The organism is Paenibacillus sp. D51F (genome assembly GCF_053345695.1).
Genome location: NZ_JBKFAO010000004.1, coordinates 67,872 through 88,246, shown reverse-complemented (window position 1 = coordinate 88,246; position 20,375 = coordinate 67,872). Strand labels below are relative to the sequence as shown.

19 protein-coding genes are annotated in these 20,375 nt (G+C 59.3%); 13 read left to right on the top strand and 6 right to left on the bottom strand.

Annotated features, from left to right (window positions below; translation table 11 throughout):
* Positions 1 to 17 precede the first annotated feature (17 nt).
* Together ACLBWT_RS09460 and ACLBWT_RS09455 are read right to left on the bottom strand one after the other, a co-directional pair.
* The gene (locus ACLBWT_RS09460; protein WP_447662822.1) at positions 18 to 1,556 is read right to left on the bottom strand and encodes an MDR family MFS transporter; all 1,539 of its coding nucleotides are present in this window, start codon (positions 1,554 to 1,556) and stop codon (positions 18 to 20) included.
* A gap of 188 nt (positions 1,557 to 1,744) precedes the next feature.
* A complete protein-coding gene (locus ACLBWT_RS09455; protein WP_447662821.1) occupies positions 1,745 to 1,894 on the bottom strand; it encodes a hypothetical protein in 150 nt (49 codons plus the stop codon).
* A 231-nt stretch (positions 1,895 to 2,125) separates the two neighbouring features.
* On the opposite strand from ACLBWT_RS09455, the gene galU reads away from it, so the two are divergent.
* The 4 genes from galU (at position 2,126) to htpG (ending at position 7,828) form a co-directional block, all read left to right on the top strand.
* The gene (gene galU / locus ACLBWT_RS09450) at positions 2,126 to 3,001 is read left to right on the top strand and encodes a UTP--glucose-1-phosphate uridylyltransferase GalU (protein WP_083436264.1); all 876 of its coding nucleotides are present in this window, start codon (positions 2,126 to 2,128) and stop codon (positions 2,999 to 3,001) included.
* Between the two features lie 161 nt (positions 3,002 to 3,162).
* The gene (locus ACLBWT_RS09445; protein WP_447662820.1) at positions 3,163 to 4,560 is read left to right on the top strand and encodes a zinc ribbon domain-containing protein; all 1,398 of its coding nucleotides are present in this window, start codon (positions 3,163 to 3,165) and stop codon (positions 4,558 to 4,560) included.
* A 30-nt stretch (positions 4,561 to 4,590) separates the two neighbouring features.
* A complete protein-coding gene (locus ACLBWT_RS09440; RefSeq protein WP_447662819.1) occupies positions 4,591 to 5,736 on the top strand; it encodes a S1C family serine protease in 1,146 nt (381 codons plus the stop codon).
* A 211-nt stretch (positions 5,737 to 5,947) separates the two neighbouring features.
* Entirely contained in the window at positions 5,948 to 7,828 is a 1,881-nt protein-coding gene (gene htpG, locus ACLBWT_RS09435; RefSeq protein WP_447662818.1) for a molecular chaperone HtpG, read from the top strand.
* A gap of 186 nt (positions 7,829 to 8,014) precedes the next feature.
* Here htpG and ACLBWT_RS09430 read toward each other — a convergent pair whose 3' ends face one another.
* Both ACLBWT_RS09430 and ACLBWT_RS09425 read right to left on the bottom strand, forming a co-directional pair.
* Positions 8,015 to 9,160: a hypothetical protein gene (locus ACLBWT_RS09430; RefSeq protein ID WP_447662817.1), complete on the bottom strand. Its 1,146-nt coding sequence runs from the start codon at positions 9,158 to 9,160 to the stop codon at positions 8,015 to 8,017.
* Positions 9,161 to 9,385: 225 nt separating this feature from the next.
* Complete coding sequence (locus ACLBWT_RS09425) at positions 9,386 to 10,000, bottom strand: superoxide dismutase (protein WP_447662816.1); 615 nt, start codon at positions 9,998 to 10,000, stop codon at positions 9,386 to 9,388.
* 462 nt (positions 10,001 to 10,462) lie between these two features.
* Here ACLBWT_RS09425 and ACLBWT_RS09420 point away from each other — a divergent pair, with 462 nt between their 5' ends.
* The 7 genes from ACLBWT_RS09420 (at position 10,463) to folE (ending at position 14,955) form a co-directional block, all read left to right on the top strand.
* On the top strand, positions 10,463 to 10,885 hold the full coding sequence (locus ACLBWT_RS09420; RefSeq protein WP_447662815.1) for a GNAT family N-acetyltransferase: 423 nt from the start codon (positions 10,463 to 10,465) through the stop codon (positions 10,883 to 10,885).
* Positions 10,886 to 11,026: 141 nt separating this feature from the next.
* A complete protein-coding gene (locus tag ACLBWT_RS09415; RefSeq protein WP_447662814.1) occupies positions 11,027 to 11,596 on the top strand; it encodes a DUF402 domain-containing protein in 570 nt (189 codons plus the stop codon).
* On the top strand, positions 11,593 to 12,225 hold the full coding sequence (gene lepB / locus ACLBWT_RS09410; protein WP_447662813.1) for a signal peptidase I: 633 nt from the start codon (positions 11,593 to 11,595) through the stop codon (positions 12,223 to 12,225). The genes ACLBWT_RS09415 and lepB overlap by 4 nt, the downstream gene beginning before the upstream one ends.
* A 49-nt stretch (positions 12,226 to 12,274) precedes the next feature.
* Positions 12,275 to 12,727: a ribonuclease HI gene (gene rnhA, locus ACLBWT_RS09405; protein ID WP_447662812.1), complete on the top strand. Its 453-nt coding sequence runs from the start codon at positions 12,275 to 12,277 to the stop codon at positions 12,725 to 12,727.
* A 49-nt stretch (positions 12,728 to 12,776) separates the two neighbouring features.
* Positions 12,777 to 13,961: a tRNA epoxyqueuosine(34) reductase QueG gene (queG, locus tag ACLBWT_RS09400; protein WP_447663095.1), complete on the top strand. Its 1,185-nt coding sequence runs from the start codon at positions 12,777 to 12,779 to the stop codon at positions 13,959 to 13,961.
* A gap of 95 nt (positions 13,962 to 14,056) precedes the next feature.
* Positions 14,057 to 14,326 carry a YneF family protein gene (locus ACLBWT_RS09395; RefSeq protein WP_021881158.1) on the top strand — a complete coding sequence of 90 codons (270 nt, stop codon included), beginning with the start codon at positions 14,057 to 14,059 and terminating at the stop codon, positions 14,324 to 14,326.
* A 35-nt stretch (positions 14,327 to 14,361) separates the two neighbouring features.
* The gene (gene folE, locus ACLBWT_RS09390) at positions 14,362 to 14,955 is read left to right on the top strand and encodes a GTP cyclohydrolase I FolE (protein WP_447662811.1); all 594 of its coding nucleotides are present in this window, start codon (positions 14,362 to 14,364) and stop codon (positions 14,953 to 14,955) included.
* 184 nt (positions 14,956 to 15,139) lie between these two features.
* Here folE and ACLBWT_RS09385 read toward each other — a convergent pair whose 3' ends face one another.
* Together ACLBWT_RS09385 and ACLBWT_RS09380 are read right to left on the bottom strand one after the other, a co-directional pair.
* The gene (locus tag ACLBWT_RS09385) at positions 15,140 to 16,342 is read right to left on the bottom strand and encodes a Fe-Mn family superoxide dismutase (RefSeq protein WP_447662810.1); all 1,203 of its coding nucleotides are present in this window, start codon (positions 16,340 to 16,342) and stop codon (positions 15,140 to 15,142) included.
* A 140-nt stretch (positions 16,343 to 16,482) separates the two neighbouring features.
* The gene (locus tag ACLBWT_RS09380) at positions 16,483 to 17,505 is read right to left on the bottom strand and encodes an alpha/beta hydrolase (protein WP_447662809.1); all 1,023 of its coding nucleotides are present in this window, start codon (positions 17,503 to 17,505) and stop codon (positions 16,483 to 16,485) included.
* Between the two features lie 446 nt (positions 17,506 to 17,951).
* Between ACLBWT_RS09380 and ACLBWT_RS09375 the strand changes: the two genes are divergently transcribed.
* Both ACLBWT_RS09375 and ACLBWT_RS09370 read left to right on the top strand, forming a co-directional pair.
* Positions 17,952 to 18,719 (top strand): IclR family transcriptional regulator, encoded by a 768-nt coding sequence (locus ACLBWT_RS09375; protein ID WP_447662808.1) that lies wholly within the window; start codon positions 17,952 to 17,954, stop codon positions 18,717 to 18,719.
* A 254-nt stretch (positions 18,720 to 18,973) separates the two neighbouring features.
* On the top strand, positions 18,974 to 20,335 hold the full coding sequence (locus ACLBWT_RS09370; protein WP_447662807.1) for a dicarboxylate/amino acid:cation symporter: 1,362 nt from the start codon (positions 18,974 to 18,976) through the stop codon (positions 20,333 to 20,335).
* Positions 20,336 to 20,375 lie beyond the last annotated feature (40 nt).

Here is a 20,375-nt window from a genome sequence, read left to right as displayed (position 1 = left end):
AACGCGGCCGGCCGGGGTTAATCTGTGCGGAGCTCTTGCTTGGCCTCAGGCTTGCGGGTCATCGTCATGCGGGTGCCCGGCATGAGCAGGACCATGACGACGGCGGCTACGGCCGGGATAAGCGCCCACAGGAAGGTGTGGGAGATGGAAGTCGCGAGCGCGGCTTCGATTTTGTTCAGCACCTCGGCCGGGATTTCCTTGCGGCCTTCAGGCGTAAGGAACTGCTGGTTGCCGCCGCCTCCGCCGCCGATCGGCGCCTTGCCTCCGAACGCGGTTTCCAGGTGCGAGGTGAAGATGTTGCGCTGGATGATGCCGAAGATCGTAATGCCGAGCGTCATGCCGAGGGAGCGCATGAACGTCGTCGTGGCGGTAGCAGCCCCGCGCTGGCGCATGTCGAAGCCGTCGATGGCGGCCATGTTCAGCACGGAGAAGGAGTAGCCGACGCCGAAGCCGAGCAGGATCATCTCCAGCGTCACGACGAAGCGGGCGGTATCCGGGCTGATGAAGCCGAGAGAGACGACACCGGCCAGGAAGAACACCGCCGAGATCATCATGATGGAGCGGAAACTCAGCTTGGTTGTCAGGAAGCCGCCGACCTGGCTGCCGACGACGGAGCCGATCATCATCGGCATGAGCAGCAGGCCGGAGTTGGTCGCCGAGCCGCCGTACACGCCTTGGATGAAGATCGGAATATAGATCGTGGCGATGATGAAAGTCGAGCCGTAGAACAAGGAAGTCAGCACGCTGCTGGCGAACAGCCGCTTGCGGAACATTTTGAACGAGATGATCGGCTCGGCGACTTTCGTTTCCGTATACAGGAACACCGCCAGCAGCACGACGAATCCGGCGAACAGGCCGAGAATCATGCCGGAATCCCAAGCGTATTTCTGGCCTCCCAGCTCCAGGGCGAACATGAGGCAGACGATGGCTCCGACGAGAGTGAACGCGCCGACCCAGTCGATGCGCTGTTTGGAATGGGAGAGGGATTCCTTGTAATAGGTCCCGATGAAGATCAGAGCGAGAATGCCGAGCGGGATATTAATGTAGAACACCCACTCCCAGCCGATATGATCGGTGATGACCGCGCCGAGCAGCGGTCCGAAAATGCTCGAGATGCCGAATACGGCTCCGAACAGGCCGGACATCTTGCCGCGCTTCTCCGGCGGGAAAATATCGAATACAATCGTGAACGCAATCGGCATGAGTGCTCCGCCGCCGATGCCCTGGATGGCCCGGTACACGCTCAACTGGGTAATGCTGCCCGCCGTGCCGCACAGCGCGGAGCCGAGCAGGAACACGATGATGCCGAAAATGAAGAACCGCTTGCGGCCGTACATGTCCGACAGCTTGCCGAAAATCGGCGTGCCTGCCATGAGGGCGATCATATAAGCGGATGTCACCCATACGAGCTGGTCGTACCCGCCGAGATCATCGACGATCCGCCCCATGGCGGTAGCGACGATCGTGTTGTCCATGGCTGACATCAGAATAGCGAGCATGAGGCCGGCTACGACGAATCGGGTCTGGCGCGAGCCTGTCTCCGACATGGAATTCATTCCTTCTTTCTCCTGCAAATTAAGATCCATTCTTATTATATTCAAATTTGAGTATAAGACAACGGATTTGTTTTAGGGCTGAATCATTCCGGAGAAAGCCGAATAGGATGGATTCTTCGCGCGGCGGTCGAATTGGCAGAACCACGGGACAGATGGCGTTCTGCCGGACGAGGACATCGGGTATCGCGTCAGGATCGGCTATGGCTGGAATAGTTATTCCCGCCGTCGTATGGAATGGTTATTCCCGCCGTCGTATGGATACAGTATACAAATGCCTGTCCTTCAAGGATGCGGGCCTGCTTCACATGCAGCAGAATCGTCTCTGCCATGCCGCTCATCCAGCTTTCGCCTGCAAATGCTTAAATTTACGGTTATGATCATGCAGAACGCCTCCTTGCATATACCTGAATGGTGCCCCTTGGCGGCTCTCTCATACGTCCGCTGGCGCCTTCCGACAAGAATTGGTAAACTGGAAGCAACGGAATTGAATCTGAACGATTATTTACATATCGCATTTTCTTGGCCGGTTCCGGCCATGTTCCTATCATGACGAAGGAGTTGGACCCGACTTGACTCATATCCGCAAAGCAATCATACCTGCAGGAGGTCTTGGAACCCGTTTCCTGCCCGCAACGAAAGCCCAGCCAAAGGAAATGATGCCGCTCATCGACAAGCCGGCCATTCAATATATCGTGGAAGAAGCCGCCGCATCCGGCATCGAGAGCATCATGATCGTCAGCGGCCGCAGCAAGCGTGCGATCGAAGACCACTTCGACAAATCGGTCGAGCTGGAGAACGAGCTGGAAGCAAGAGGCGACGAGGAGACGCTGAAGGTCGTCCGCAGCATTTCCAAGCTGGCCGACATCGTCTACGTCCGCCAGCGGGAGCCGCTTGGCCTCGGCCATGCAGTGCTCTGCGCCCGCAGCTTCATCGGCAACGAGCCTTTTGCGGTGCTGCTGGGAGACGACATTCTGCGCTCGCCGCAGCCATGCCTGGGAGAGATGATGAACTTCTACCGGGAAACCGGATCTTCGGTCGTCTCGGTCATGGAAGTTCCATGGGATCAGACCCACAAATACGGCATCGCGGATCTGGAAGGGGAAGGCATGTTTCCCCGCATCCGGAACCTGGTGGAAAAGCCGGCTCCCGGCGAAGCGCCTTCCAATTGGGCTGTCGTCGGGCGCTACGTGCTCGACCCTGCTGTATTCCGCCTGCTCGAAAGAGCGGAGCCGGGCAAGAACGGCGAGATCCAGCTGACGGACAGCTTGCAGAAGCTGAATTCCGTGCTGCCGATGCATGCCTTTAAGTTCCAGGGACGCCGGCATGACGTAGGTGATAAGCTGGGATTCGTACAGGCAACGATCGACATGGCGCTGGAACGCGAGGATTTGTCTCAGGCAGTACGTGATTATATGAGAAGCAAGCTGGAGACGGAGTTATTGTAGGCTTGCGCTAGCAGGGCAGTCATCCGAATCATGAACCGTCCGGGGCACAGGAATTTGTCTGGGCGGTTTTTTGGTTTTCGATTGCTTTTACGGAACTTCATCCGTTAGTAATAGATAGAGAAACCGATAGGAACAGGTTGACATGGTGGAGGCTTGGGAAGATGAGCAGGGAAACCAGTAAAGGAGAGCGCGGCCGGGTAGTGCGGACGGCATGTCCTTATTGCGGTTTTGCGACGATGGACGACGAAGCTTCGTTCTGCAGCCGCTGCGGCAAGCCGCTCCATACTGCGGCCATTTTGGCGCGCCGCCTCGAACGGGCGGAATGGCTGGAAAAAATCAAGGATGTCGGCGCCGGTGCAAGCGCACAGCCTCTTCAGGACCGCGAAGCCCAGGAAATATGGAATCGCATGTCGCGCGATGGCGAGTCCGGCCGCAAGGCGGACGGAGGAAGCGGGCGGGCTGAGCGGGCTCTGGGCGAACGTTCTGATATCTCTGCGGAGGGCGCACCGGCGGCAGGCTGCTTCCGGATATGGATGCTGCCGGCTGCTGCTATGCTGATCAGCTGTCTGGCCGTGCTTGTCGTCTTCGTCCATGACGGGAAGGTCAACGCCAAGGTGCGTTCCTGGCATGTACAGGCGGAAAAAGAAGCGAAGGCCGGGCAGTACCGGAACGCCGAGGAGCTGCTGAAGCTCGCTGCGGCTTCCCGGCCCGGCAATCCCGGCATTGCCAAGGATATCGACATCGTCCGTCAGGCCGCCAAGCTCGACGATGATATCAAGGCGGCGGGGCTGCTGCTCGACCAGGGCAGCCTGGAGAAGGCGGAAAGCGGGCTGCGCCAAGCGCAGGCGACGCTGAGCAGCCGACACGAAGAGCTGTTCGATCCGATCCGCGACAAGCTGGCAGGAGCGGGGGCAAGGCTGGCCGTGCAGCAAGTATCGAGCGAGCTGGACGGTCTGGGAACGATCCGGGAAATGGCGGAGAGGCTCCAGAGGCTGCGCGGACTCCAGGCTCCCGGGGCGCCTGAGCTGCGTCAGCGCATTTTGGACAGCATGGTCGAAATGGGCATCAACCAGGCGCTGCAGCTGCTGAGGAAGAAGGACTTCTCTGCCGCCCGCGCCGCTGTGGACGAGACGATCAGCCATGCGGGAAACACGTCGAAGCTTCAAGATATGTCTGCCCGGATCGACAAAGAGAAGGAAGAATACGAGGAGCAGGAGCGCAAGCGCCTGAATGCGGCCATGCAGATGGCCAATCTGGAGCAGCGGCAAAATCAGACGGATGCATTCGACATCGTGGAGCTGAACGTTTCCATAGGCGAGGAAGGCAGTTCCGTCATTACCGGCCGGCTGAAGAGCAAGGCGACCCGAAGCATCCGCGCCATCCGGCTCTTCTATGTCCTGAAGGATTCGGAAGAGGTGCAGATCGGCTCCGGCACGATATCCGTTTCAAGCGGCGGGGTCATTGAGCCGGGAGGAAGCGCCGCCTTCACCGAGAAGAACGCTTCGGTCAAGAGCGAGGCGTCCGTTGCGATTACTAGCGCGACTTGGTATATCGATTAATTGTCGCGTGGATAAGAAAGGAGGGACCCCATGAGGCTGAGCAAGTCCCTTGCGGCCGCTGCGGCAGCAGCCGTTCTGCTTGCGGGAGCGGGTACGGCCTGGGCGCTGCACGGGTACATTCCCCGCCAGATGGGCATGGAGCCGCTGCTCGCGGTTTCGCCGCCGGAGGGAACGGCTGCAGGCAACGCAGCCGCGCTGAAGGACATTATTTTCCGCATCCAGAAAAAAACCGTCACCATCCAGAGCGAAAGCGGACTTGGATCTGGATTTCTGTACAACGCCAAGGGAGATATAATCACCAACGCCCACGTCGTGGCGGGATCGAGAACGGTGAGAGTCACGACTTCCGATGCCCGTGAACTGACGGGAGAGGTGATCGGCATCGGCACGGATACCGATATTGCCGTCGTGCGCGTGCCCGATCTGGAGGGAACGGAGCCGCTGCGCCTGGAGCGCAGCGGGCGGGTGGAAGTCGGGGATGCCATCATTGCCGTCGGCAGCCCGCTCGGATTGCAGAATACCGTGACTCCGGGCATCATCAGCGGGCTTGGACGCACGTTCTCGATGAAGCCGTACACCTACCGGAACATGGTTCAGATCTCGGCAGCGATCGCTCCCGGCAACAGCGGCGGGCCGCTCATCGACCAGCGGACGGGAATGGTGCTCGGCATCAACTCGGCGGAAATGCAGGACGGAGAAATCGGCTTCAGCATCCCGATCTCCGATATCCTGTCCGTGGCCGAGGGATGGTCGCAGACTCCGATGAAGGAGCTGCCCGGCGTTCCGGGGAGCGCGACCAATGCCCTGACCGGCAAGAAATCCATTACGGACTACGCCGGTTATCTTGTGTCCCGTTTCTATGAGAGCCTCAGCAACGGCGATTACGTCTATGCGTACTCGTTGCTGGGAATCAACTGGAAGAAGCAGGATCCTTACGAGGATTTCCGTCGAGGCTACCTGCCGACCAAAAATGTCGTCATCAAAAGCATCAAGGTCGACAAGGACGGGGAGCGCTCCGCGGTGGTCAAAGCCGTCATTACGGCCGAAGAGCATGGTCAGGACGGCAAGACGTCCACCCGCAGCTTCGAGGTTTCCTACGAAGTCGGATACGAGAACGATCAGCTCAAGCTGATCAGCGGCAAGGGCAAGGAGCTGGGGACCAGAGACGGGGAATAGATTTTGCGGAGCTTCTTGCCTATGGCGCAAGCGGCTGAGCTCTTGCAGGGGCAACCCATATCGGACTCTCTGTCGAGCTGGTTGAAACATCGGATCCCTCTTAGAAGCAGAGGGAATCCTTGACAAGCCAATTTGCGGAGTGGTATATAAAGTTTTAGCACTCTTCATTCCGGAGTGCTAATCTACCCGATCCAAGAGGAGAGATTTCAAAGTGGAAAAAAAGCAGTTCCAAGCTGAATCCAAACGTCTTTTGGAAATGATGATCAATTCCATCTATACCCAAAAGGAAATTTTTCTTCGCGAGCTGATCTCCAACAGCAGTGACGCCATCGATAAAATCTACTATAAAGCGCTGACGGACGAGAAGCTGACGTTCAATCCCGACAGCTATTTCATCCAAATCATACCCGACCAGGCTGCGCGCACACTGACGATTCGGGACACCGGCATCGGCATGAACCGCGAGGAGCTCGAGAGCCATCTCGGCATTATCGCGAAGAGCGGCTCCCTCGCCTTCAAGCAGGAAAACGAAGCCAAGGACGGCCGCGACATCATCGGGCAGTTCGGCGTCGGTTTCTACTCCGCCTTCATGGTCGCCGACCGCGTGACAGTCATCACGAAGCCGCTGGATGGACAAGAGGCGTGGAAATGGGTTTCCGAAGGTGCGGACGGCTACACGATCGAGAGCGCGCACAAGGATTCGGTCGGCACCGAGATCATTTTGGAGATCAAGCCGAATACCGAGGATGACAACTACGACGAGTATTTGAACGATTACCGGCTCAAGGCGCTGATCAAGAAATACTCCGATTTCATCCGCTATCCGATTCGGATGGAGGTTTCCTCCAGCCGTCTCAAGGAAGGCAGCGAGGATGAGTTCGAGACGTACACGGAAGAGCAGCAGGTCAACAGCATGGTTCCGATCTGGCGCAAGAACAAGAGCGAGCTGACGGCCGAGGACTACGAGGCGTTCTACCACGAGAAGCATTACGGCTTCGACAAGCCGCTCAAGCATGTGCATGTGAGCGCCGACGGCGCGGTCGTCTATCAGGCGATCCTGTACATTCCGGAGACGATCCCGTTCGATTATTACACCAAGGAGTTCGAGAAGGGTCTGGAGCTGTATTCCAGCGGCGTGCTGATCATGAACAAATGCGCCGACCTGCTTCCCGACTACTTCAGCTTCGTCAAGGGCATGGTGGACTCCGAGAGCCTCTCGCTCAACATCTCCCGCGAGATGCTGCAGCATGACCGCCAGCTGAAGCTGATCGCCAAGAACATTGAATCCAAGATCAAGAGCGCTCTGCAGAGCATGCTGAAGGACGAGCGCGAGAAGTACGAGCAGTTCTTCAAGTCGTTCGGCCGCCAGCTGAAATTCGGCGTCTACAGCGACTACGGCATGCATAAGGACGCGCTGCAGGATCTGCTGCTGTTCACGTCCTCCAAGGACAAGGCGCTTGTTACCTTGGCTGAATACGTATCCCGCATGCCTGAGAACCAGAAGTATATCTACTACGCTTCCGGCGAATCGGCCGAGCGCATCGAGAAGCTCCCGCAGACCGAGCTCGTGCTCGACAAGGGCTTCGAGATTCTGTATTTCACCGACGACATCGACGAGTTCGCCGTGAAGATGCTTGCCGGCTACAAGGAGAAGGAATTCCGCTCCGTCTCCAGCGGCGATCTCGGCATCGAAGAGGACGAGAAGACGGCTGAGGACGAGAAGGCCGATGAGGAGAACAAGGCTCTCTTCGAGGAGATGAAGGCGCTGCTCGGCGACAAGGTCAGCGGCGTGCGGGCTTCCAGGCGCCTGCGCAAGCATCCGGTCTGCTTCGCCACGGATGGCGAAGTGACGATCGAGATGGAGAAGATCCTGAAGGCGATGCCTAACAGCGGCGAAGTCAAAGCCCAGAAGGTGCTGGAGCTGAACGTCGGCCACGATGTCTTCCGCTCGCTGAAGGAAGCCTATGAGAGCGACAAGAGCAAGCTGGGCTTGTTCACGTCTCTGCTCTACAATCAGGCGATGCTGATCGAGGGCTTGCCGATCGAGGATCCGGTGGAGTTCACGAACCAGATCTGCCAGGTCATGGTGTAAATCCACAAAAGGCAGCCCCCAAAGTCATTGACTTGGGGGCTGCCCTCTTTTTTTGGATTTACGATGATCCTTAAGCAAGAAGGATGTGTGAAACGTACTCGCGTTTATCCCTCTATGGCATGCTTGCCGCTCGCTGCAGAAAGCCGCTTCCATTAATCAGATGCGAGCCATGAAAGAGCCGGCTGTTCAGGTTCCGATGTGGATAAGATCGATGCCGATGACATCTTTCTGGTGAACGGGGAATGTAAGGAGAGTATGCGGTATCTGCCGTCCGTTCAGACGAAGGGTATACTGGACGTTGTCGCCGATGCGGATATCGTCCGAAATGTCGTTGCGAACGCCGCCGACGGATTGCACGCCGCCGCCGGGGGAAATTCGGACGACACCGGTGTATTCGAGAGCCTGGGCAATGCTCATCCCGTCATAATAAGGAATTTGGTAATCCTCCGTCACGTAAGAAAAGGATTCGCCGCCTTCAATACGGACGGTAACCGGCGCAGGCATGTTGGGCGTTCCTGTAGGACTGGTGCCGGGGGCACCGGGTCCTGTAAAAGGTACAGGGAAGCCTGGTCCGCCGGGGAAGCCGCCGCCGGGAAAGCCCGGTCCGCCGGGGGAGCCCGGTCCACCGCCAGGGAAGCCTGGTCCGCCGGGGAAGCCGCCGCCGGGAAAGCCCGGCCCGCCGGGGAAGCCGCCGCCAGGGAAGCCCGGCCCCCCGGGAAAGCCGCCGCCGGGGAAGCCCGGCCCGCCGGGGAAGCCCGGCCCGCCGGGGAAGCCCGGCCCGCCGCCGGGGAAGCCCGGCCCGTCGGGAAAGCCCGGTCCGCCGCCAGGGAAGCCCGGCCCGCCGGGGAAGCCGCCGCCGGGGAAGCCCGGCCCGCCAGGGAAGCCCGGCCCGCCGCCAGGGAAGCCCGGCCCGCCGGGGAAGCCCGGCCCGCCGGGGAAGCCGCCGCCGGGGAATCCCGGCCCCCCGGGAAAGCCCGGCCCGCCAGGGAAGCCGCCGCCGGGGAATCCCGGCCCGCCAGGGAAGCCCGGCCCGCCGCCAGGGAAGCCCGGGTTGCCGGGGAAGCCGCCTCCGGGAAAGCCTGGTCCGCCGGGGAAGCCGCCGCCAATCGGCGGGAAGATCCCGCGATCCGGCCCTTGAATCGGCGGGAATATCCCTGGGTCGTAACCGGAGAGAGGCGGGAAGATGCCGGGGGCCGGCTGAGCGGCCGGCACGAAATGGAACCTGCGCTGGCTTCCGCCGCAGCCGCAATCTCCTCCGGCTTGGACAGGCTGATAGGCGGGCTGATAAGCGGCCGGATAGGCTGGAGCATAGTAAGGATAGTAAGAGTTCATTCCGGACATGCAGCTCCTTTCGGACATTGCCTTGAATACACTATCCTATGCGGCATATGCCTATCCTCTTTCCGCGAATCTTGAAAAAAAAAGTCCCGAACGCCGTATATGTCCGAATCCCAGCATCCTCCCATGCCAGAGCTTAAGCGACGGGCGGAGGAAAAAGGCTATCCCGGAAAACAAAAAAAGACCGGGCCCGATAGCCCGGTCTTCCATTGAAAAAATTTATTTTACGGCTGCTTCGTAACGCTTGCCGACTTCATCCCAGTTCACGACGTTCCAGAACGCTTTGATGTAGTCAGGGCGTTTGTTTTGGTAGTTCAGGTAGTAGGCATGCTCCCATACGTCCAGGCCGAGCAAAGGCGTTTCGCCTTCGAAGATCGGGCTGTCCTGGTTTGGAAGGCTGTATACTTTCAGCTTGCCTTCTTTGTCGGCTGCGAGGAAAGCCCAGCCGCTGCCGAAGCGCGTCGTTGCTGCTTTGGCGAAGTCTTCCTTGAATTTCTCGAAACCGCCCAGCTCGCTGTCGATCGCTTCTGCCAGCTTGCCTGTAGGCGCGCCGCCGGCGTTAGGGCCGATCGTCGTCCAGAACAGGCTGTGGTTCGCATGGCCGCCGCCGTTGTTGCGTACAGCGGTGCGGATGGATTCAGGAACGCTGTTCAGGTCGGAGATAAGATCCTCAAGGGACTTACTTGCCAGTTCAGGAGCGGATTCCAGAGCGGCGTTCAGGTTGGTCACATACGTGTTGTGGTGACGGTCGTGGTGGATCTCCATCGTCATTGCATCGATATGCGGCTCCAGAGCGTCGTTGGCATACGGAAGTGCTGGAAGTTCATGTGCCATAATCAATTACCTCCTCAGATAATATGTAGCGATTCAAGTTCATTATCCCTCAATCAGCCTAATAAATCAACATTTTAGTTTCAAAAGTCGGCAGTTATTCCGCTCTATCCGATGCGATAAAGAGGGAATCCCTTCGATGGCAGATCGTTCCAGCCTCCGGGAGAGGGGCGGAAGTCTTTCGGGGTGCAAAAACTGGCGGTTCCGGAGCCTGTCCAGGCCAGACGACTCCAGAGCGGCAGCGCATCTTATCCTCTCACGAAAAAGCATATTTATTCCATTACCCACATGAACTTTTCCGAATCGCGATGTAAGCGCTTGTAGGATAGCGCTTACATAAGAATGTAAGCGCAATGTTAAATTTAATTAAGGTTTTTGAGCAAAATGGCTGGATTTCGTTAACTTTTGACGTATAATCAGAGTTAGCTTTTACAATGACATTGAATGTAAGGGAGACAAGCATTCATGCATCTTCGTTCTTTCCAGCTTTCAGACTACCATGCCGTGACGTCCTTGCTGCAGTCGGTGTTGTCGGAAGAGTGTTACGAGCTGACAATCGAAGCGCTCACGCGCCAGCTTTCATGGGACAGCGATCTTGTGCTCATCGCTTCGGCGGGCGACAAGATGACTGGCATCATCATCGGAACGATCGACAACAACCGAGGCTATTATTACCGTGTGGCCGTTCATCCGGATCACCGCGGCCAAGGGATCGCCAAGAACCTCATTTCCAGCCTCCGCGGCCGGTTCGAGCAGCGCAAGGTTTCCAAGATCATGGTTACGGCCGACGAGCACAATGAACCCGTGCTTCCGCTTTACAGCTCCCTGGGCTTCGAGCCTTCCGATTTCTATCATTCGTTCCAGAAGCTGAGCATCGTGGCTGGCTGAACCGAAGAACCAAGCTTTGTTTCCCGCAATCCTTCCTTTCAAAATATGGTCGTCATCCCGAGGCATATCCTTCGTCAATTGCTTTTGACGTCCGGATGTGCTTTTCTTATTAGTAAGATGTGAATGTCAGGGAGTGCGTAAGTGAACAACTATCGGCGCTGTTACATCAAAAGCTTCAAGCATGACGGCCATCTGCACCGGCAATGGCAGCGGAACTGGATCGTGCCGCAGGAGCTGCTTCTGCCGCAGCACGCCGCGGAGGGGATGCATGTGCTCCTCAACAACCAGACGCCGATCAAGGAAGCGGACGGATCCATGTGGGTCAGCCGCGTTCCAGCGGTCTCTTTTTTTATTCCGGGCAAATGGTTCAACGTCGTCGCGATGATCGAGGACTTCGGCATCCGTTATTACTGCAATCTGGCATCGCCGCCATACCTGACGGGAGATGTGCTGACCTATATCGATTACGACCTTGATGTGATCCGCACTGCGGGCGGCGATCTGGCTGTCGTGGATCGGGACGAGTACGAAAGGCATAAGGCGGAGTATCGCTATCCGCCGGTCGTCGACGCCAAAGTAAGCGAAGGGCTGCGGGAAGTTACCCATCGGATCCGCGGAGGCCAGCCTCCTTTCGAGGACGAGGTCGTAAAGGCCTATTATGAAGCCTGGCGGGCGAGCATAGCGAACGGCACGGAGGGTGAGCCGGAATGAAAGGGACGCCGAGCGGGGAGAAGGATGCGCTGCCGCTGGCGGAAGGCGGCCCGGAGGGCGTCGGCATGACCGCTGACGGGCATCCGGCCCGCGCAGGCGCAGCCTCGCATGCCAGGGAGCTGTTTCGGCTGGTCCGCACGGCCGTCCTGGCGCTGGCGGTGGTCGCCTTGCTGCAGCGATTCGTCTTCAACCTCTCGATCGTAGAAGGACAGTCCATGCAGCCGACCTTGTCGGAGGGCGATTGGCTGCTGGTCAACAAGATGGCCATGTCGATGTCTTCTCCGCAACATGGCGACGTCATGATTATCCGGGATCCGCAGCGGCCGGACGGCAGTTCCGAATATCTCGTCAAGCGCGTCATCGGCTTGCCCGGCGATGTGATCGAGATCCGCGACGGCAGCTTGTACCTGAACGGGGAGAAGCTGGAGGAATCCTATGCGGGCGGAGACCGCACGGAAGGGATTTTCCCGCTTCTGACCGTCGGCAAGGGCAAGCTGTTCGTCATGGGAGACAACCGTCTGCCGCTGGCCAGCCGGGACAGCCGCGCCTTCGGGCTCGTCGACGAGGATGATGTCCGGGGCAGGGCGGAGTTCGTCCTTTGGCCGGCCGGGCATATCGACAAGCTGTAGCGGTGGAGCGTTTTGCTGAAGGATCAAGCAGAAGGAGTTGGCCCTTTATATGAAAGAAGTATCGATCTATACGGATGGAGCCTGCTCCGGCAACCCCGGTCCGGGCGGCTGGGGAGCCGTCCTGTTCTACGGGGACAAGCGCAAGGAGATATCCGGCGCGGAGCCGCATACGACGAACAACCGCATGGAGATCCAGGCGGTCATCGAAGCGCTGTCGCTGCTCAAGGTTCCTTGCAAGGCGACCGTACACAGCGACTCGGCCTATGTGGTGAACTGCTTCCAGAACAACTGGATCAAGGGCTGGCTGCGCAACGGCTGGAAGAACAGCAAGGGACAGCCGGTCGAGAACAAGGAGCTGTGGCAGCGCCTGTGGGAGCTGATGGGCATCCATGAGGTTTCCTACGTCAAGGTGAAGGGCCATAGCGACAACGAATGGAACAACCGCTGCGACGAGCTTGCCGTCGGAGCGATCAAGACGATGAGGGCGTCAGGCAAGGTGTGAGCGACGGACCGGAATCGGACGGATGAAGGAGGGGAGGAAGATGGAGGAAATGATCAGGGATGCGGCCTTTTGGACCCGTCTGAAGGCGGATATGAAGGAAGCCGCTTACGGCCTCGGCATCGACGACATCGGAGTCGCTTCGCCCGAGCCGTTCACCGAGCTCAAGGGACGTCTGATCCGGCACCGGGAGCTCGGGTATGAATCCGGCTTCGAGGCCAAGGACATCGATCGGCGCACCGATCCTTCCCTTCTCTTCGACGAGCCGCTGTCGATCATCGCGATCTCGGTCGGCTACCCCAGCAAGCTGCACGATCCGCCCAAGTCGGAGCCGGGGGCGAGAAGGGGAATCCTGTCGCGCTCTTCCTGGGGGGAGGATTATCACACGGTGCTGCGGAGCCGGCTCGCGCGGCTGGAGGATTGGCTGCGGGAGCGGGTGCCGGAGCTGCGGGCGGAGTCCATGGTCGATACCGGCGAGCTGTCGGACCGGGCGGTCGCAGAGCGCGCAGGGATAGGGTGGAGCGGCAAGAACAGCTTCATCATGAACCGCAAGCACGGCACGTGGATCTACCTTGCGGAGATGATCACCAACCTGCCGCTGGAGCCGGACTCCCCGATCGAGGACAGCTGCGGCAGCTGCACCAAGTGCATCGACGCTTGCCCGACGGGCGCGCTTGTCGGTCCCGGGCAGCTGAACGCGCAGCGCTGCGTGTCCTTCGTCACCCAGACCAAGGAAATGGTCTCCGACGAGCTCATGCGCAAGATCGGCAACCGGCTGTACGGCTGCGACACCTGCCAGATCGTCTGCCCCGTCAACAAAGGCATCAACGTCACGCGCCATCCGGAGTTCGAGGCAGACCCCGAGCAGGTCAAGCCGCTGCTGGAGCCGCTGCTGGACATCTCGGGCCGCGAGTACAAGGAGCGCTACGGCTCCAACTCCTCCTCCTGGCGGGGCAAAAAGCCGATCCAGCGCAACGCGGTCATCGCGCTCGGCAACTTCCGCGAGAAGGGCGCCGTGCCCGCCCTGATCAAGGTGCTGCGCGACGATCCCCGTCCGGTGCTGCGCGGCACGGCAGCCTGGTCGCTCGGCCGCATCGGCGGCGAGGCGGCGCTCCAGGCTCTGCGGGATGCGTTCGGTACGGAGGAAGATCCGGAAGCGCGGGATGTCATCGTCCGGGCAACGGCTTCAGCGGAAGCATTGGAAGCCGGGCAAGAGCCGGTATCTCCGCATTCCTGAACGGTCCGCAGCGGCTGTTTCCGGATTGCGCGCGATACCCGATAATGCTATCATGGACAAGTCTATGAACACCCATGAAGGATAGGTGAGCCAATATGGAATGGTACAACTACGTCATCCCCATCGTTACCCTTATCGTCGGAGGGGTCGGCGGATTTTTCATCGGGGTCTTCTATCTCCGCAAGCAGCTGGAGAAGATGCAGTCCGATCCGGAGATGCTGCAGAAGATGGCCAAGCAGATGGGCTACAATCTGAACGGCAAGCAGATGCAGCGCGCCCAGCAGATGATGAAGAACCAGGGCGGCGCCGGCGCCCCTCAAAACCAGAAGTTCATTCCGAACCAGCGCGGCGGCAAGCGCAAGTAAGCCCCTGCTGAAGCCAGAAGGGAAGAAACCCGCCTATGGCAGGCTTGAAGGACTATAGCAATTCCCATGTCTCCCGCAACCGGGAGCAGATCGAATATCATCTCCGCGAGATTCTCAAGCTCGTCGGAGAGGACGTGGAGCGCGAAGGGCTGCAGGATACGCCTGCCCGCGTGACGCGGATGTACGAGGAGATTTTCGCCGGCTACGAAGTCAATCCGGCGGAAGTGCTCGGCGTCACGTTCGACGAGAACCACGAGGAGCTCGTCATCGTGAAGGATATCGTGTATTACAGCCAGTGCGAGCATCATATGGCCCCGTTCTTCGGCAAGATCCATATCGGCTACCTGCCGAACGGCCACATCGTCGGCCTCAGCAAGCTGGCCCGGCTCGTTGAAGCCGTCACCCGCAAGCTGCAGGTGCAGGAGCGGATCACGGCTCAGATCGCCGACATCCTGATGGATGCGCTGGCGCCGCAGGGCGTCATGGTCGTCGTGGAGGGCGAGCATCTGTGCATGTGCTCCCGGGGCGTCAAGAAGCCGGGCAGCAAGACGATCACCTCCGGCGTGCGGGGAGAGTTCCGGACCAGCAGCGCGCTGCGTTCCGAATTCCTCTCGCTGCTGAAGCAATAGCAGCACGCAGAACCCGCTTGCCTTAGGCAAGCGGGTTTTTTGCGCGTTCATCCATTCAAAGGCGGACATGGCTCGTGATCAAGCTCAGCATGACGAGGGAGCTCAGGGAATCCTAGCGGGAGTCCAGGCATCGGGAGCTGACGCAAGGGGCGGGCAGTCCGCAAGCCGGGGCCACTCGCCAGGCTCAGTATGGCTCCCAGGCGATCGTCCTCGCTATTTCGAAGCGCTGGTTCACATAGGGCCAGTAGACGACGTTCCACCAGTCCTTGACGTAATCGGGACGTTTGTTCTGATGCTTCAAGTAATAGGCATGCTCCCAGACGTCCAGCGGCAGCAGGGGGATGGCGTCCCATTGGGACAGGTTCTGATGCTTCTCCGCCTGAAGGATTTCAAGCCTGCGGCTGCGGGGACTCCAGACGAGGATCGCCCAGCCGCCGCCCTCGACTTTGCCGGCAGCTTCGCTGAACTGTTTTTTGAACGCGTCGAAGCCGCCGAAATCATGGTCGATGGCATCCCCGATCGCGCCTACAGGCCGGCCGCCGCCTTGAGGCGACATGACGGTCCAGAACAGCGTATGCAAATAATGGCCGGCGCCGTTGAAAGCGAGCTCGCGCTCCCAGTGCTTCACCAGGTCGAAATTCCCGCTCTTCCTGGAAGCCTGAAGCTCTTTCTCCGCCTTGTTGAGATCCGTGACGTAAGCTCGATGATGCTTGTCGTGATGGATTTCCATCGTCTTGGCGTCGATGTACGGCTCCAGGGCATCATAGGCATACGGGAGCGGCGGAAGCGTATGGCCTCCGATGGGAACCTGCTTCAGCTCCCCGGCAGGATGGCCTTTGGCGTGCGGTCTGCCTGACTCGCCATCGCGGGAAGCCGAGGCTGGCTGCTCCTTCTCCGAGCCGTCGCTGGCGGAGCGGGCAGCTTCGTCGGCGCGGCTGCGGGCTTGGCTGTAAGCCTCGGCCTTCCCAAGGCAGTAGCTGGATTCCCGCAGCGCATGGTCGACGGCGGAGCGCCCAACCTGATCTCGAGCCAATGCGGGGCTCGCTTGCAGCATTTGCGCCAGCTGCTCGATAAAGGTTTTGCTCTGGAGCGCGGATGCCTCCAGCAAGCCTGCGGTGCGCTGGTCGATCATGGCCAGAGAGTGCTCGGCCTCCTCGCTTCTCTGACCGCCTCCGCCTATTCGAGCCTCTTCTCCCAGAAGCTCCTCGGCCTGCTGCCCGGTCAGCCGGAACAGAGGCTCCCACTGCTGCAGCAATCCCTTGTAAGCCGGCTCCAGGCCGGGAGAGACGAGCCGGATAAGCTCCGCGTGGCTTTGTTCCTGCATCTTCCATTGCTTGATATCCTCCAGCAGCTTAAGCTGCCTGGCGCTTCGGTCCGCTTCCGCCATATGTGGCCGCCCCCTCGAGCATGTAGTTTTCATCCTCTTCTAGATGTATTCGGGCTCGGGGACAGCTATGTTCGGGCTTTTGAAGCCCAAAAAAACCGGACCCTCGGGGGTCCGGCCACAAGCTTGGGATGTTCATGAGGTCAGGCGGTCATGCCCTCGTTCTCGAGCGACTGGTTGACCTGGCTGAGAAACAAGGCGACGCGCTGGATATATTCCTTGGGATGCTCGCGGAACAGCATCTCGTGATAGCCGCCGTTCACGATCCATTCCCGCGACAGCGGATTCGTCTGCCGGCTCGCGATCGTTTCGGCCGATTGATAGGAGGCTTTGACATCCATCGTTCCGTGGATCATATAGATGGGAATATCATAATCGGTGCTCATGACCTTCTCGGCGGGAATCTTGTTGAAATCCACCCCTGTCCAGAGCGGCAGGAGAGCCTCGATCAGAGGCAGCGAAGGAAAGCGGGGGAGATCGATGATCTGCCGGACGTTCTCGAACAGCGTGTCGGGGCTCGGCACGAACGTACTGTCGAGGATCATGGCGTCGATATCCTTCGTTTGCAGCGCGGCCTGCAGCGCGGTTCCGGCTCCCATGCTGAAGCCCCAGACGACGACCTCGCCGGAGCCGTGGCTGCGGGCGTAATTCACGGCGCCGAGCAGCTGCTGGGACTCCTCCCAGCCTCCCGTTGCCGGGGCGCGGTATTGCTTGGAGGCATAGCCGTAATCGAACATCAGAACATTATAATGAAGCCTGTGGAGCAGGCTCGCCAAATCATACATAGGCACCCAGGTTTCTTCGCGGTTCGCTCCGTAGCCGTGGCTGAGGATGACGGTCCGATCGGATGCTTCCTTGACGGAATGGCCGGACCCGGCGGGGATATACCAGCCGCTGACCGTCGTACGGCCGCTCTGGCTGGGAAAAGTGATGTCGCTGTAGCTCAGCTGCTTGGCTTCCATGGGATTGGAATAGACCGGAGCCACATAAGGATAAGCGACCATCCAGGCGATGTAGCCGTGGAAAGCGGCAGCCGCGAGCAGGACGAGCGCGGCCAGGGCGGACACGGAAGCGATCAGCGCGTTGCGGCGCGTATCCCGGCGGGGAGCGACGGATGACCGGTTTCCCTCGAGGTTAAGCGGCGTCGACAGGGCGGTGCTGCTCATATCGTCTTCCCCTCCCTTGCAATGTAAGCGGTATAGATCTGATGTACTACTACTTTATGTGTCTTTGGTCCGGGCTGTCAATTGATATTGGTGAATTGTTAAGCTCTTGTAATCTGCTTGTAAAACAATGCATGCAGCGGCAGAGGACAGGGGAAGAAGAGCCTGTTTCTTTACGGAATTCGGGAATGCGGTTATACTAGAAGAATCTCGGTTTCATTGTATGAAACCCTACAGGCATGAAAAACATAGAACGTACGGGAAATGCTTCTCTATAATGATAACGGTTCTCAGTCGATGTCAACAGCTCGCTTGCAAGGCCGGCTGACTGATGTACAAACCATTCTGCCCGAGTTTTCGGGTTCGGAGTGAACCGATAAGCAGCATCCCGGCAACAGAAGCGGGGAATGAAGAGGCATCGCATCCGGTGCCGGAAGGAGATGAAGAGCGTGGAGCCAAGAGGAGCCCGTGCGGATGAAGGCAAGTCGAATGTGCGAGCTGTCGAACGCGCGCTGGATATATTGCTGTGCTTCACGACTGAAAGCGATCTGCCGATGACGGAGATCGCGGAGCGCGTCGGCCTCCATAAGAGCACCGTCCACCGAATGCTGGCGACGCTGGAGGACAAGGGCTTCCTGGAGCGCGACCGCAGCTCGGAGAGGTACCGGCTCGGGATGAAGATCTGGGAGCTCGCCGCGCATATATCGCGCTCCGGCGATCCCGCTGCGATCTGCCTGCCGGAGATGGAACGGCTTCGCGACACGATCGGCGAGACGGTAAGCCTGTATGTGCAGGACGGACGGGAGCGGATCCGCATCCAGGCCGTCCAAAGCAACCAGGCGATCCGCAGAGTCGCGCCGGTCGGCCTCAGGCTGCCGCTCTATGTGGGAGCTTCGAGCAAAGTGCTGATCGCCTTTGCGGAGCCGTCCTTGGCCGATCGGCTCATGTCCGACGAGGCGATGCCTCCGGGCCTCGATCCGGCTGCGTTCCGCGAGCAGCTGGAGGAAATCCGCCGCATGGGCTACGCGACGAGCCAAGAGGAGCGGGAGCCGGGCGCCGCCGCTGTGTCGGCTCCGGTCTTCGACCGGTCCGGCCGGCTGGCGGCCGCGTTGTCCGTCTCGGGACCTTCGGCCCGATTCACCCCGGAGATCATCCGGGAACAATCCGCTCTCATCATCCAGTCGGCTCAGCGCATGGGCGCCATGCTGTCCGTCTGATCGGATTGAGCAGGGTCCGCTTTCCAGCAGCGCTGCCGGTCGAGAAGCCGGGCGGATAGAAGGAATTCCGCCTGGCCGGAGAAAAGCCCTGTCAATCATAGGATCGCTCAAACATCCGGAGACCTCGAGGTCTTCGTTTTTTCTTTTCCATGATAAGGAAGAGGCTCGAGAGGTTAAATATAGTTGACATATAACAATAATATTACTAATATACTATTCCAGAGTAAAAAGATAGGAATAAGGAGTTGAGTCGCTTGGTCCCAAATAATAATCTGATCCATGCTATACAAACGAACTGGATCAGCTTGCTCGTTTCCATCGTTGTCATCGGTCTGCTCGTCTATCTGGCACGCCGCCGTGTAAGCTTCGGCTATCGCGTTCTGATCGCGCTCGGCATCGGGCTGGTCGTCGGCATTACGCTGAACGCCCTTGAGCTGGATGCGACCAGCATCGGCACGATCGGGTCCATCTATGTCAACCTGATCAAGATGCTCGTCATTCCGCTCGTCGCCGTGCTTGTCATTTCAAGCATCACCTCGATCTCGAATCTCGGGCAGCTGCGCAAGATCGGGACGAAGACCATCCTGCTGTTCCTGGCTACGACCGGGATCGCAGCGCTTATCGGGCTTGTCGTCGCTCTGGTCGCGAACCCGGGAACGGGCATCGCCCAAAGCGTGCCGGAAGGCTACGAATCGCGTTCCATTCCGACTTTCTCGGAAGTCATCCTGAACCTGGTTCCGTCGAACCCGATCGGGGATATGGCGGACGGCAAAGTCGTGCCGGTGCTGATCTTCTCCATTTTCGTCGCGGTGGCGATCGTGCATCTCAGCTCCCGCAAGCCGGAAGCGGTCGAGCCGGTGCGCCAGGTCATCGAATCGCTGAAGCAGGTCATGAATCAGGTGACCAAGTACATCATCCGCTTGACGCCGTACGGCGTGTACGCGCTGATCGGCTCCATGGCCGCCAAGTACGGCGCAGAGACGCTCAAGCCGCTTATCACGCTCATTATCGCGACTTATATCGCGCTTCTGCTGCACTTCATCCTGACCTTCGGAGCGCTGGTGACCTTCGGCGCGAGGCTGAATCCGTTCAAGTTCCTCCGCAAAATCTATCCGACGATCGCGGTCGCCTTCACGACTCGCAGCAGCTACGCGACGCTGCCGGTCAACCTTGAGGTCATCACCAAAAGGCTGCGCGTATCGCCGCGCATCGCCAGCTTCGTCGCTCCGCTGGGCGCGACGATGAACATGAACGGCTGCGGCGGCGTATGGCCTGCCGTCGTGGCGGTATTCGTCGCCCAGGTGTACAACGTGCCGCTGGGCGTATCGGATTACGTGCTCATCGTGCTGGTCAGCATGATCTCGTCGATCGGCGTCGCCGGAGTGCCGGGTCCGGCATCCATCTCGACGACCGTCGTGCTTACCGCGCTTGGCCTGCCTCTGGAAGGACTGGGCCTGGTGCTTGCGATCGACGCTGTCGTCGACATGGGCCGCACGGCGCTGAACGCCTCCGGCACGACCGTGTCGACCCTGCTGGTCGCCGTATCGGAAGGGGAATTCGATCGGGAGTCCTACGAGCGGGATGAGGAAGACGAGCTCGAATTGAGCCACGCATAAATTCAGGAATAGAAAGACTGCCAGCCGTTATTGCGGCTGG